This is a genomic window from Shewanella algicola (genome assembly GCF_014648035.1).
Lineage (GTDB): Bacteria > Pseudomonadota > Gammaproteobacteria > Enterobacterales > Shewanellaceae > Shewanella > Shewanella algicola.
Genome location: NZ_BMQI01000002.1, coordinates 130406 through 144331, shown reverse-complemented (window position 1 = coordinate 144331; position 13926 = coordinate 130406). Strand labels below are relative to the sequence as shown.

At 43.6% G+C, this 13926-nt stretch carries 7 protein-coding genes; 4 read left to right on the top strand and 3 right to left on the bottom strand.

The genetic code is table 11. From position 1 onward, the window contains the following. Window positions 1-152 precede the first annotated feature (152 nt). Window positions 153-1589 (bottom strand): membrane-bound lytic murein transglycosylase MltF, encoded by a 1437-nt coding sequence (gene mltF / locus IEY42_RS01855; RefSeq protein ID WP_188923671.1) that lies wholly within the window; start codon window positions 1587-1589, stop codon window positions 153-155. Window positions 1590-1947: 358 nt separating this feature from the next. On the opposite strand from mltF, the gene purL reads away from it, so the two are divergent. The 4 genes from purL (at window position 1948) to cydX (ending at window position 9632) form a co-directional block, all read left to right on the top strand. Further along, the gene (purL, locus tag IEY42_RS01850) at window positions 1948-5829 is read left to right on the top strand and encodes a phosphoribosylformylglycinamidine synthase (protein WP_188923670.1); all 3882 of its coding nucleotides are present in this window, start codon (window positions 1948-1950) and stop codon (window positions 5827-5829) included. A gap of 963 nt (window positions 5830-6792) precedes the next feature. Next, on the top strand, window positions 6793-8349 hold the full coding sequence (locus tag IEY42_RS01845) for a cytochrome ubiquinol oxidase subunit I (RefSeq protein WP_188923669.1): 1557 nt from the start codon (window positions 6793-6795) through the stop codon (window positions 8347-8349). Window positions 8350-8364: 15 nt separating this feature from the next. Then, the gene (gene cydB, locus IEY42_RS01840; RefSeq protein WP_188923668.1) at window positions 8365-9504 is read left to right on the top strand and encodes a cytochrome d ubiquinol oxidase subunit II; all 1140 of its coding nucleotides are present in this window, start codon (window positions 8365-8367) and stop codon (window positions 9502-9504) included. A 17-nt stretch (window positions 9505-9521) separates the two neighbouring features. Continuing rightward, a complete protein-coding gene (gene cydX / locus IEY42_RS01835) occupies window positions 9522-9632 on the top strand; it encodes a cytochrome bd-I oxidase subunit CydX (RefSeq protein ID WP_188917829.1) in 111 nt (36 codons plus the stop codon). A 90-nt stretch (window positions 9633-9722) separates the two neighbouring features. Here the strand turns inward: cydX and IEY42_RS01830 are convergent, their stop codons facing one another. Next, the gene (locus IEY42_RS01830) at window positions 9723-12794 is read right to left on the bottom strand and encodes an efflux RND transporter permease subunit (protein WP_188923667.1); all 3072 of its coding nucleotides are present in this window, start codon (window positions 12792-12794) and stop codon (window positions 9723-9725) included. Beyond that, complete coding sequence (locus tag IEY42_RS01825; protein ID WP_188923666.1) at window positions 12791-13912, bottom strand: efflux RND transporter periplasmic adaptor subunit; 1122 nt, start codon at window positions 13910-13912, stop codon at window positions 12791-12793. Before IEY42_RS01825 ends, IEY42_RS01830 begins: the two co-directional genes overlap by 4 nt. Window positions 13913-13926 lie beyond the last annotated feature (14 nt).

Here is a 13926-nt window from a genome sequence, read left to right as displayed (position 1 = left end):
ATGTTGCTCATTATTCTTCTTCTCATACCCATACCTCAATCATTATTGCAGTGTGAAATAGTGTAACGATAAGCAATAGCTCATCGTATAACCGTCATAATATTTTTTCAAAACCGACAATGCAATGGTTTATTAAGAAAGATCAACAGGCATTAAGGTTGCTGGGCAGACACATTGGTATTTATTGGTGCTTCTTCAGCAATCACTTCAATGCTGTCGTTTTCTTCAATCATTTCCATTTGTTTAGTTTGGTTATCTACCCAGACTAAGGTGTCGTAATAACGACGAATACTGTCAACATAGTGTACGGCTTCACTGCCGCGCGCATAACCATATCGGGTTTGTTTATAGTATTTTGATTGTTGTAATAGCGGCAATACTTTTTTCACGTCGCGCCAAGCGCTAGGGTCCATGCCCATTGATTCGGTTAAGCGGCGCGCATCTTCAACATGGCCCAAACCAATATTGTATGCAGCCAACGCAAACCATACCCGCTGTGAGTCGGCAATAGATTCTGGCAAGCGGTCTAACATATCTTTTAAATAAAATGCTCCGCCACGGATACTTTGTTCAGCATCTAAACGGTTATCCACCCCCACATAAGTGGCTGTAGGGCGAGTCAACATCATCATGCCGCGCACACCGGTAGGGGAGCGGGCTGTTGGGTTCCAGTGTGACTCTTGATAACTCGCAGCCGCGAGCTTACGCCAATCTAGTTCGCCAGCGTACTCTTCAAACATGCCGCGATATTCTGGCAAAATATTGTCAATAGCACGGATAAAGGCGCGGGTATCGACATAATCAAAACGTTTGACATGGCCAAAGTATTTTTCGTTTAAGTGTTCAAGCGTGCCAGCGCGTTTTTCTTTATGCCAAAAAGCCAATAGTTGGCTCATTAGGCGGTCACTTTCTTTTGGCGGCAATAACCAAACCACTTCCACTTTTTCTTCTAAAATCATCCCTGCGCGTAATTCGGGTAAAAAACGCTGATTGATCAGCAGACTGTTTGAGTCTGAAATTGTGTAATTCAATTCACCTTTGGCGATCAGGGCAAATAGCTCTTCATTATCTTTATCGCTGACCTGGTTCCACATCAATTCAGGATAATCTTTTTGCAATTGAGTCAGAGTATTTACCGATGAAGAATTAGCCATCACGGTGATTTCACCCGACAAGGTACCAATGTCTTTAGGCTCAGGTGTGCCTTCTTTGTACACTAAGACTTGATTGACTTTATATAAAGTAGGCCCAAGTTTAAATTGCTGGCTGCGATTGGGGGTTTTAGCAATACCTGCCGCAATAATGTCGATATCGTTATCTTTTAATGCTTTAAATAAGGCTTTGCGATCGGTGTAAGGGAGCATTTCTAATGGCAACGATAAATAGTCAGCAAAACGCTGCGCCATTTCAAAGTCAAAACCGGTTTCACCTAATTCAGAATTAAGGTAAATCTGCGGTCCATACAAGGTGCCAACTTTCAAAACACTGCGCTTTTGTGCAGGCGCAGCAATATCGACCTGTTGAATATCAACTGGCTGACAGGCGCTTAAAATGGCACAAAGTAGAATAATGAATAAGGTTTTGATCATATTTATTAACTGGTTATCTTAAGTTGTATCGTTAATGTTCACGAGAGTAATACGAGAAAAACGAGTTTAATACTGTCGAATAGCCTTTAAATATGTAGGAGTAGGCGTTATTTTTCGCATACTTTATCAGGTGTTTTGCAAAACGCCTAGGCTTGTACAAAAAAACACCATAAAATGTACTGTTATTGTTCAGATGTAAAGTTGTCATACTATTCACTGTAGCATTCATCGTCAGGGATATTTTCCCTATCAGGAAACACTGTTTTCACCCGTGCTCGAGCGTGATTTGTATGGTGCAATTCCCTATAATAGCGCCAATTCTGACCCTCCTATATAAATTATAAGGTGAATAGACGTGATGGAAATCATTCGCGGAGCCCCTGCACTATCTGCATTTAGAGTTCAAAAACTCATGGAGGCTTGCGAAAACGCATCGCTTCCAGTATCGCAAATTTATGCCGAATATGTGCATTTAGCCGATCTGACTGAACAACTCGATGATAATGAACGTCTACAACTAGAAACCATTCTTACCTACGGCCCTGCCATTGAGTCACATGCGCCAGAGGGATCGTTATTGTTTGTTACGCCGCGTCCTGGCACTATTTCTCCTTGGTCATCTAAAGCGACCGATATTGCCCATAACTGTGGCCTAGATAAAGTTAAGCGTTTAGAGCGTGGTATTGCTTATTATGTTGAGTCAGCCACATTAACGGCCGAGCAGCAAAAGCAATTACAAGGTTTATTACATGACCGCATGGTTGAAGTGATGTTACCAAGCTTTGATGACGCCCAAGTGCTGTTTGCCCGCACTGAGCCTGCTAAATTTAACAGCGTCAATATTTTAGCCGAAGGTCGCCGCGCACTTGAAGTGGCTAACGTGAAGTTAGGCTTAGCGTTAGCCGATGATGAAATTGACTACCTAGTCGAAAACTTTGTCCGCTTAAAGCGCAATCCAAACGACATTGAATTAATGATGTTTGCTCAGGCTAACTCAGAGCATTGCCGTCATAAAATTTTCAATGCCGATTGGACAATTGACGGCGAAGTACAGCCGAAATCATTGTTTAAAATGATCAAGAACACCTTTGAAGTGACCCCTGATAACGTGTTATCTGCTTATAAAGATAACGCTGCAGTAATGACAGGTTCTGTTGCTGGTCGTTTCTTCCCCGATCCAGACGGTGTATACAACTACCACACCGAACCGATGCACATATTGATGAAGGTAGAAACCCACAATCACCCAACCGCAATTAGCCCATACCCCGGTGCCGCTACGGGGTCTGGTGGCGAAATTCGTGACGAAGGTGCAACGGGTCGAGGTTCTAAACCCAAAGCCGGTTTAAATGGCTTTACCGTGTCTAACCTTAAAATCCCTGGTTTTGTTCAACCCTGGGAAGGCAATTACGGCAAACCTGACCGTATCGTGACCCCGTTAGAAATCATGCTCGAAGGCCCATTAGGCGGCGCTGCATTTAATAACGAATTTGGTCGTCCGGCGTTAACCGGTTATTTCCGTACCTACGAGCAAGAAGTGTCAAGCCATAACGGCGTTGAAGTACGTGGTTACCACAAGCCGATTATGATTGCCGGTGGTTTAGGTAATATCCGTGAAGAACACGTGCAAAAAGGTGAAATCACCGTCGGCGCAAAGTTGATCGTGCTAGGTGGCCCAGCAATGAATATAGGTTTAGGTGGCGGCGCTGCCTCTTCGATGGCATCTGGTCAATCAAGTGAAGATTTAGACTTTGCATCTGTACAACGTGAAAACCCTGAAATGGAGCGTCGTTGCCAAGAAGTGATTGACCGTTGTTGGCAATTGGGCGACACCAACCCTATTCAGTTTATTCACGACGTGGGAGCGGGCGGTTTATCTAATGCTTTCCCTGAATTGGTTAACGACGGTAATCGTGGCGGCGTATTTAATTTACGTAACGTGCCCTCTGATGAGCCAGGCATGAGCCCACTTGAGATTTGGTGTAACGAATCGCAAGAGCGTTATGTGTTATCTGTCGCGCCTGAGAATTTACAACAGTTTGCTGATATTTGTGCTCGCGAACGTGCTCCGTTTGCGGTTGTGGGCGAAGCCACAGAAGAGATGAATTTAACCCTTGCAGACAGTCACTTTAATAACAAACCCATTGATTTACCGCTTGAAGTGTTATTAGGTAAAGCGCCTAAAATGAGCCGCGATGTGGTAACGGCTAAAGCTGTATCTCCGGCATTAGATCAAACTAAGATTGAGTTAACCGAAGCCGTTAAGCGTGTGTTAACCCTACCAACGGTTGCCGACAAAACGTTCTTAATCACCATTGGTGACCGCTCTGTCACTGGCTTAGTGAATCGCGATCAAATGGTCGGTCCCTGGCAGGTGCCTGTTGCTGACTGCGCGGTAACCGCGTCAAGTTATGACAGCTACACCGGGGAAGCCATGTCGATGGGCGAGCGCACTCCGTTAGCGTTACTCGATTTTGATGCTTCTGCGCGTATGGCCGTTGCTGAGTCGATTATGAACATTGCCGGTACTGATATTGGCTCGTTCAAACGGATTAAACTATCAGCTAACTGGATGTCACCAGCGGGTCACCCAGGTGAAGATGCCGGCCTTTACGAAGCGGTTAAAGCCATCGGTGAAGACTTATGCCCAGCGCTGGGTATTACCATTCCTGTCGGTAAAGACTCAATGTCGATGAAAACCGCATGGGAAGATAACGGCGAAAATAAAACCGTAACGTCGCCTATGTCGTTAGTGATTACCGCCTTTGGTGTTGTGCAAGATATTCGCAAAACCGTCACCCCAGAGCTGCGCTCTGATAAAGGCGACAGCGCATTGCTAATGCTTGATTTGAGCAATGGCCAAAATCGTTTAGGTGGCTCATGTTTAGCACAGGTGTACAGTGAGCTTGGCGATATTGCGCCGACACTGGACCACACTGCTAACCTTGCAGGCTTCTTTGAAGTGATGCAAAAATTGGTTTCAGACCAGGCCGTCATTGCTTATCACGATCGCAGCGACGGTGGATTATTTACCACCCTAGTTGAAATGGCATTTGCCGGTAACACAGGGTTAAGCATCGATTTAGCAGGCTTAAACGGCACTGATTTAGAGCGTTTATTTAACGAAGAATTAGGCGCAGTTATTCAAGTGAGTGCAGAGCAAGCAACCGACATTGCTGCGCAGTTTGAAGCCAAAGGCGTGAGCTGCCATCATATTGGTGGCCTGGAAAAAGCTGATAAGATCAGTATTACTGATGGCGAGCGCGTTATCTTTGCCGATAGCCGCACCGCATTACGCACTTTGTGGTCTGAAACTACCTACCGCATGCAAGCCCTGCGTGATAATCCTGAATGTGCTAAGCAAGAGTTTGAGCTTAAACAGCAAGCAGATGCACCAGGCTTAACCGTTAAATTAGGCTTTAATCCGAGCGAAGATGTTGCTGCACCTTATATTTTAAAAGGCGCAGCGCCTAAAATGGCTATTTTACGTGAGCAGGGTGTTAACTCGCACATTGAAATGGCTGCCGCATTTGACCGCGCAGGTTTTGAAAGCCGCGACGTGCATATGTCTGATATTTTATCAGGTCGTATTAGCTTAGAGGAGTTCCAGGGCCTAGTGGCTTGTGGCGGTTTCTCTTATGGTGACGTACTCGGCGCTGGTGAAGGTTGGGCTAAATCGATTTTATTTAACAGCCGTGCCCGTGATGAATTTAGCCGCTTCTTTGAGCGTGACTCAAGCATTGCGCTAGGTGTGTGTAATGGTTGTCAGATGTTATCTAACTTAAAAGAAATCATTCCTGGCAGTGAGCATTGGCCACACTTTGTGCGCAACCGCTCTGAGCGTTTTGAAGCTCGTTTTAGCTTGGTTGAAGTACAGCAATCACCATCGGCATTCTTTGACGGTATGGCCGGTTCGCGTATGCCAATCGCAGTATCACACGGTGAAGGTTTAGCAGAGTTTGCAAGTGCTCAAGCACTTGCTAGTGCTGAAGCTTCGGGGACGATTGCACTGCGTTATGTTGATGGTCACGGCCAGATTGCAACGCAATACCCAGAAAACCCTAATGGTTCGCCAAATGGTTTAACCGGTATTTGTACTACTGACGGTCGTGTTACCATTATGATGCCACACCCTGAGCGCGTGTTCAGAACGGTTGCTAACTCATGGCATCCAGATGGTTGGGGCGAAGACAGCCCATGGATGCGCATGTTCCGTAATGCTCGGGTTAAGATTGGCTAAGCATGTTTAGTGAATAAAAAAAGCGACTCAATTGAGTCGCTTTTTTTATGGCATATTTTGAGCAGTAAAATACTGATAATGCCGCTTATTGGTATTATTCTAACGCCAGTTATTTATCCTCTTTCGGGGTAAACATTTCAGAAAAGGCGTGTTTATATAAGTTTACAATATTTTCAAATAACAGTGTCATACGATATCTCAAATCAAAGGGGAAGGTAGATCTAGACTAAGGTGGCAAATACCACGGAGAATGTTGTATATAAATTATACGATCAACATTTACAAAGCTCAAATGAGAAAAAATGACATTTGGAATTAGTTTTAATAATGCTTATTGTAATTTTTTCTAGGAGTCAGATTTAAAATATGGCTATTTAACTGAGTTGTAATGGTAATTTTTAATGTCATTATTATTGAGTATTAAGATTTACTAATCTGTTATTAGTACTTTACTAAAGGGTTATGTATTCGTTAACAATATTAATCAATAAAGTATTTATAAGCATTTTATGTATTTTAAATGCTTGCGCCTAGCAATTGGGTTGATATTGTCAATACCTCAAGCGAGGATGAAATGAGCAATTTGCTAGCGCTACAAGACTTTATAATAAAACTTGCTCGGGCTTATGTCACAAAAATGATTATTTTATGGTTTTCGACACACTTTGGTTTCTTGTAAGTGATTGTTATTTAAAGTTTAAATTGCAATCATGCAAAAAATCTAATGTTTGTCACAAATTTGATTAAAAAATCTGATCTCACCCGCTTGTATGCCGTAAGATATAGAACGTTTAGGATTGGGCTTGAAAATCTAAGCTAATGGTTTGATTCGTCTATTTTCATTAATAAACGCATTAACATTATTAACTTTAAAATAATGTTTTCAGGTATAACATCATCACTGTGGCAATGTGCCATTGCCGTATCGCATTTGGTCGAACTGAATGAAGTAAGGAGTCGCCAATGATTATCGAAGAGGTTGTTGAGCTATCGCGTTTTCAATTTGCGTTGACAGCCATGTACCACTTTTTATTTGTTCCACTTACCCTAGGTCTTGCCTTTATTCTGGCGATTATGGAATCACTGTATGTGATGACAAATAATCAGATATATAAAGATATGACGAAATTTTGGGGTAAGCTTTTCGGGATTAACTTTGCCTTAGGTGTTGCTACGGGTTTAGCTATGGAATTCCAGTTTGGTACTAACTGGTCATACTATTCTCATTATGTAGGTGACATTTTCGGTGCGCCTCTGGCGATTGAAGCGTTAATGGCCTTCTTCCTAGAGTCTACCTTAGTGGGTATGTTCTTCTTTGGTTGGGATCGTTTTAGCAAACGTCAACATCTTGCGGTAACCTGGTTAGTGGCCATTGGCTCTAACATGTCAGCATTATGGATTTTGATTGCAAATGGTTGGATGCAAAACCCAGTGGGTTCTGTGTTTAATTATGAAACCATGCGTATGGAAATGACTGACTTTGCCGCATTAGTGTTTAACCCTGTTGCGCAGGTCAAGTTTGTTCATACCGTAGCCTCTGGCTATGTTGCTGGTGCAATGTTTGTCCTGTCTATCAGTGCTTACTACATCCTTAAAGGTCGTGACCTACCGTTTGCTCGTCGCTCATTTGCCGTTGCTGCAAGTTTCGGTTTAGCGTCAATCTTATCGGTTATTGTTCTGGGTGATGAATCTGGCTATGAAGTCGGCGAAGTTCAACGCGTAAAATTAGCGGCAATTGAAGCTGAATGGCACACTGAGCCTGCTCCTGCAGCGTTTACCGCTGTCGGTTTTCCTAATCAAGAAACCATGCACACAGATTACGCCGTTAAAATTCCATATGTAATGGGTATTATTGCTACACGTTCTTTAGATGAAGAGGTGACAGGCCTTAAAGATCTTATTAAAGAGCATGAAGTGCGTATTCGTAACGGTATGGTGGCATATGCACTGCTTGAAAAATTGCGTGCAGGTGATGAAACACCAGAGGTTAGAGCACAATTTGAAGCGACTAAAGATGACTTAGGTTATGGCTTCTTACTTAAGCGTTATACCGATAAAGTGGTTGATGCAACAGAAGAGCAAATTATTGCAGCATCATATGATTCTATTCCTACCGTAGCGCCTATGTTCTGGACTTTCCGTATTATGGTTGGTGCCGGTGTGATAATGCTACTAGTGTTTGCCGCAGCATTTTGGCAAAGCACACGTCATAAAATTGCTGAGAAAAAATGGGTTTTACGTGCAGCACTTTACAGCTTACCTCTTCCTTGGGTTGCCATTGAATGTGGTTGGTTTGTGTCAGAGTTTGGCCGTCAACCTTGGACCATCTCAGAAGTATTACCCACCTTTATGTCGGCATCGAGTTTAACCCCTGCGGATTTATGGTTCAGTATTATTTCGATTACGGTGTTCTATACCATCCTACTGGTGATAGAGGCTTTCTTAATGTTCAAGTTCGCTCGTCTTGGCCCTAGTAGCTTAAAGACTGGTCGTTATCACTTTGAAAACCTAGACGCCTAATCGGAGGACTTGATTATGTTAGATTACGAAGTATTAAGATTTATCTGGTGGGTATTAATCGGTGTAATATTAGTCGGTTTTGCTGTGGCTGATGGTTTTGACATGGGCGTAGGTGCTTTATTACCGATTATTGGTAAAGACGACACCGAGCGCCGTATTATGATCAATACCATTGCTCCTCACTGGGACGGCAACCAAGTTTGGCTTATCACCGCGGGTGGTGCCTTATTTGCTGCTTGGCCTATGGTTTACGCGGTATCATTCTCTGGCTTTTATGTGGCGATGATGTTGGTGTTATTCGCGTTATATATGCGTCCAGTTGGCTTTGATTATCGTTCAAAAATTGAAGATCCCAAATGGCGTAAGTCGTGGGATTGGGCTTTGTTTGTCGGCGGTTTCGTACCACCACTGATCATTGGTGTGGCATTTGGTAACTTGTTGCAAGGCGTACCATTTAACTTTGACGAATATCTACGTGCAACTTACCACGGTGGCTTTTTCGGTCTTTTAAATCCTTTTGGGCTATTAGCCGGTCTTGTCAGTGTCAGCATGTTTATGATGCAAGGTGCGTCTTGGTTACAAATGAAAACCGAAGGCGAACTACGTGTACGCAGTGTTAAAGCATCACAAATTTGTGCGAGCTTGTTGTTTGTACTATTTGGTGCAGCAGGTGTCTGGTTAGTCAATGGCATTGATGGCTATGTGGTTACATCAACACTGGACTTAGCAGGCCCATCAAACCCAACTACTAAAACAGTTGCTGTTGAAGCGGGTGCCTGGTTAACCAATTACGACAAATACCCTGTGACAATGTTATTCCCAATTTTGGGCTTAATATTGCCTGTATTGGTTGTTTTAGCCAGTCGCTTTAATCGTAGTGGTTTTGCCTTCTTGTTCAGTTCGCTTGCTGTTGCTTGCGTTATCTTTACTTGCGGTACTGCGATGTTCCCATTCTTAATGCCATCATCATTAGAGCCTAATGTGAGCTTAACTATGTGGGATGCAACGGCGAGTGAAATGACCTTAACAGTAATGACTTTTGTTGCAGCTATTTTCGTTCCAACGATACTGTCTTATACTGCTTGGACTTATTACAAGATGTTCGGTCGTTTAAATCGTGAGTTTATTGAAAACAATAAAACCTCACTTTACTAAATTAAGGAGCAACATCTATGTGGTATTTTGCGTGGATTTTAGGGGTATTACTGGCTTGTTCATTCGGTATCATCAATGCATTATGGCTTGAGAACACTGAAAACATGGACCGTCAAAACGAAGATTAATCTATTGTTTTGAACCTATACAGTAAAAAACCGCTTTAGTGATAAAGCGGTTTTTTATTGGCTGTAATTTTAGCTTACGGTATTAAAGTGCTAACTCGTAACGGCTTGTCTGTGTAGAATTGATCGCCGCGTTTTCATCAACAATAAATACATTACCGGCACCCATACTAGCGACAGCATAGTAGCCAGTAATGTCCCGCCGGCAATGGCGATGGCAAAAGGTGGCCAAAACCCGCCGCCTGCGATAATTAACGGTAAGAAACCACCTATCGTGGTGATGGTGGTTGAACCAATATGTCGCCCGCAGCTGCTCACTGTATCGATAATGAGCGCCAAATTACCTTGCTTAGCATCGGGCACATCTTCTAACTCCGCTAAAATCACAATAGCGGCGTTAATCGCTAATCCCATTAAGCCTAACAAACCGATAATCACGGTAAACCCAAACGGGTAGCCAAACACAAATACTGCGAGCAAGCCTAACCCCGCCGATTGAAACGCACTAAGTAGGATAATGGCCGTTAACCTAAACGAATTAAACGATAACACAACCGTGGCCAGCAATAAGGTGAACACTAAGACAATGTTAGACAGTAAGTTGCCCACAGCTTCATTACGTTTAGCGCTTTCACCGCCCACTTCAACATGATAACCGGCTGGAATATTTAGGTTTGCGATAGCACCTTTGGCGTCATTTAACACCTGAGCGGGGAGTACGCCACTGGTGATATAGGCTTCAATGGTGTTTACCCGCTCGCCATTACGACGCGGAATGGCGCCGCGGCTCACATTAACCTCATTATAAGAAAGTGCAGATAAAGGAATGCCAGAACCCGACGGTGACACCAAGTTTATTTCGGCTAAACGAGTGGCTTGCTCACGGCTGATATCGCCTAAACGGACTCGTACAGGTAACGATTCTGTTTGCTCTAAAATACTGCCGCCAATAATCCCTGTGGTGGCCATTTGGATTTGGCTGGCAATGTCGCTTAAGCTTAAACCGCTCATTAGGCTGGCATCTTCATTTACCTGAAGCCACACTTTTGGCGCACCAGAGCTTAATGTGGCACGAGTATGAATCACATCTGGGGTGGCATTTAAAATGCCTCGTACTTGTTCGCCCAATGTCTTTAACGTGTCTAAGTTTGGGCCGTAAATTCGTAGCTCTACAGGGGCATTAAACGGTGGGCCTTGCTCAAGTTTTCGCACCAGTATTTGCGCTTGTGGGTATTCTTTATCTAACTCTTTTTGTAATTGCAAAATAAGCCTGTTAGCTGCAACAAAGTCGGTGACTTTTATCATTGCTTGGGCGTAGTTTGTAGCGCCTTGCTGACGCTGGGTTAAATTATAGTAAAACGATGGGGTATTACCGCCCACAACCCAGGTGGCAGCGAGAATATCGTCAATTTTTTGCAGTTTGTTATCAATCAACTTCACCTGGGCGAGGGTGTTTTCAATGCTGACATGAGGTGCCAGATACACTTCTAGCTGAAACATGTCCCTGTCTGATGGCGGAAAAAATTGCTCGGTCATTTTACCGGCCGCAAAAAAGCCAGCCACAGGCAGAATACCAATCACAACGGCTGTCAATAACGGTCGGTTCAACGCAAAGCGTAAACTTGCAGTGAATGCCTGGCTAATTTTTGGAAATGCCATGCCTTGTTGATACCAAGCGCTTGGTTTTTCACTGCGGCTAAATCGCCCCGCAAGGCCAGCAATAATAGTATGTGAAATAATATAAGACCCAAGCAGGGCAAACATAACCGAAATCGCAATCCCGCCAACAAACTCACCAGCAGCGCCCGGCATTAACACTATCGGCGCAAAAGCCAGCATAGTGGTAACGGTTGACCCTGCTAACGGCAGCCATAAGTGATGTAAGGTTTTTGACACCGCTTCAAGTTTTGTCATGCCTTGTTGACGCCGCTGAGCAATGGCATCGACAATGACAATCGCGTTATCAACCATAATACCTAAGGCCACCACTAAGCCGGTGACCGACATTTGATGAATCGGTAATCCGGTGTATTTCATGCAAGTTAGTGTGAATAATGCGGTTAATGGTAGTGATATTGCCACAATGACGGCATTACGCAGGCCTAACGTGAGCATTAACACCGCCAGGATAATAATGAAGCCCTGGAGTAAATTAACCACCAAATCGCCAAGGCGATCCTGAGTGTAACCTTGTTGGTCAAACAGCCACTGTACTTCAATATTGGCAGGTAAGTTTACCGAAAACGCATCAATGGTTTGGCTAACTTGTTGTTGCCATAAATCCACCCTATTGTCGTTAAGCATACGGGCAGAGACCATTATGCCTTGTTGGCTATCAATTAGTGCAATACTGCTTGCAGGCGTTTTAGCCTGACGAGAGATATTTGCCACATCACCTAAACGGATAATCTGGCCATAATCATCAACTTTTAACGGCACCTGACGAATACGATGTTGTGAATCAAGCTCGCCAGAAACCTCAACTAAGGCTCTAAATTGACTGTTATTGATTTCGCCGGCAGAAATTTTGCTGTCAGCATTGGCTAAAATCGCTGCAATTCCTGCAGGTGTTAAATGCAGTTCGCTGATTTTATTGCCATCAAGCTCAACCAGAATTTCCTCTTCTGGGGCACCGTAAAGTTTGGCAAAGTCGGTACCGTTCAGTAAGCGTAAGCGGCTTTGTAACTCTTTAGCATAACGGTTAAGTATGTCGGCTCTTACTGGAGAATCGTCGGTCCACACTATGCCTAATATGGCCGTGTTGGCATAGCCTAGTTGATCATCTAACACACCATTTTGTGCCGCTTCGGGTAATAAAAATTTACTGTCAGCGATTAAGTCACGTGCACGCGACCATACCGGATCGGTATCGACTACTGTGTCTTTTAATTCGAGCTGTATAACCGAAATGCCAGGGCGAGATGTCGACTGCACTAATTTTAAATCTTCTAAACGGCGCAATTGGTTTTCAAGCACCTCAGTGACTAATGCTTCAACCCGCTCTGCAGATGCGCCAGGATATTGGGTAATCACTGAGGCAAACCTGTTGGTAATGTGCGGATCTTCAGTGCGCGGCAGGCTTGATATTGCCCCTAAGCCAGCAACAATTAACAGCGCAATAAATAAGCTTGTTAAGCGGCCGTTTTCTAAAAACGCTTTAATCATAACGACCCCACTAATTGGGTATTGGCGAGAGTGACTTTTTGGCCAACTACAATTTTATGCAACCCGTCTGACACGATTTGTTCATCGGCTTTAATTGCCCCGTTGATGAATGCTTGTTGTTCATTGGTGTAGATAATCTCGACGTCTCTGCGTTCAATTTGATAATGGGTTTGATCATCTTTTACTAGTACATAAACATTCCATAGTCCACGCACACCGTCAGTAAGCGCAGACATTGGCACCCAATATCCGGCGGTTAAATTATTTTGTTGATAGGCTAGATAGGCAATTTCGCCGTTAATCACTCTTGCGGACTCAGGTAATTGAATCCGCAACTGCACGGTACGGCTAATGGCATTCACCTCAGCACTTATACCGGCTATTTTGGCGGTAAAGGTTTGTTTGCCAACACGTACATCAACATGCTGTTGAGTCGTTAATTGCTGCGCAACATCGACCGGAACCCCAATATAAGCCACTGCCTGGCTATTACCAATTAAGGTAAATACTGGGCTACCAAGGGCAATTACCTCACCAAGGTTATGATAGCGCTGGCTAATTTTTCCATCAAATGGCGCAAGTAATGTCGATTTTTCAAGTTTTAAGTTGGTGGCACTTAAGCTTGCTTCTATTCTTTTTTGATTGGCTTGTAGGCTGATAACTTGTTGTTGGGTTTCATCGAGTTGTTGTGCTGAAACATAGTTTTGTGTTTTTAATTTTTTGGTACGAAGCAGGGTACTTTTGGCTAAATCGATGTCTGCTTGAGTTTGCAATAAACTGGCTTCAAGCTGTTGTTTTTCAGCAATCAGTAAATCGGTATCTAATTGCGCCAACACTTGGTCTTTTTTTACGCTGTCACCACTGTCGACCACTATATTATTTAGCTTGCCAGCTAACTCAAAACCAATTCCTGTGGTGTTAGCCGAACGAATTGTCCCAGTGTAAGTTTGCATTTGTAGGTAGCGATCATTCAGGACTAATGTTTGCGCCTGTACGGACTGATACTCAATGGTGTGCGAATGCTCTTTGACTTCAGAGCCACAACCACTTAGCAGAATTAAGCTTAATCCTAATGCTAAGCCTTTTGCATGTTGAGTAAATGAGCTTGCAGCAAACATAAATAATCCTTTAA

Coding starts and splice junctions, on each gene's coding strand:
- mltF (WP_188923671.1), bottom strand. CDS start 1,589: ATGATCAAAACCTTATTCATTATTCTACTTTGTGCCATTTTAAGCGCC.
- purL (WP_188923670.1), top strand. CDS start 1,948: ATGGAAATCATTCGCGGAGCCCCTGCACTATCTGCATTTAGAGTTCAA.
- IEY42_RS01845 (WP_188923669.1), top strand. CDS start 6,793: ATGATTATCGAAGAGGTTGTTGAGCTATCGCGTTTTCAATTTGCGTTG.
- cydB (WP_188923668.1), top strand. CDS start 8,365: ATGTTAGATTACGAAGTATTAAGATTTATCTGGTGGGTATTAATCGGT.
- cydX (WP_188917829.1), top strand. CDS start 9,522: ATGTGGTATTTTGCGTGGATTTTAGGGGTATTACTGGCTTGTTCATTC.
- IEY42_RS01830 (WP_188923667.1), bottom strand. CDS start 12,794: ATGATTAAAGCGTTTTTAGAAAACGGCCGCTTAACAAGCTTATTTATT.
- IEY42_RS01825 (WP_188923666.1), bottom strand. CDS start 13,912: ATGTTTGCTGCAAGCTCATTTACTCAACATGCAAAAGGCTTAGCATTA.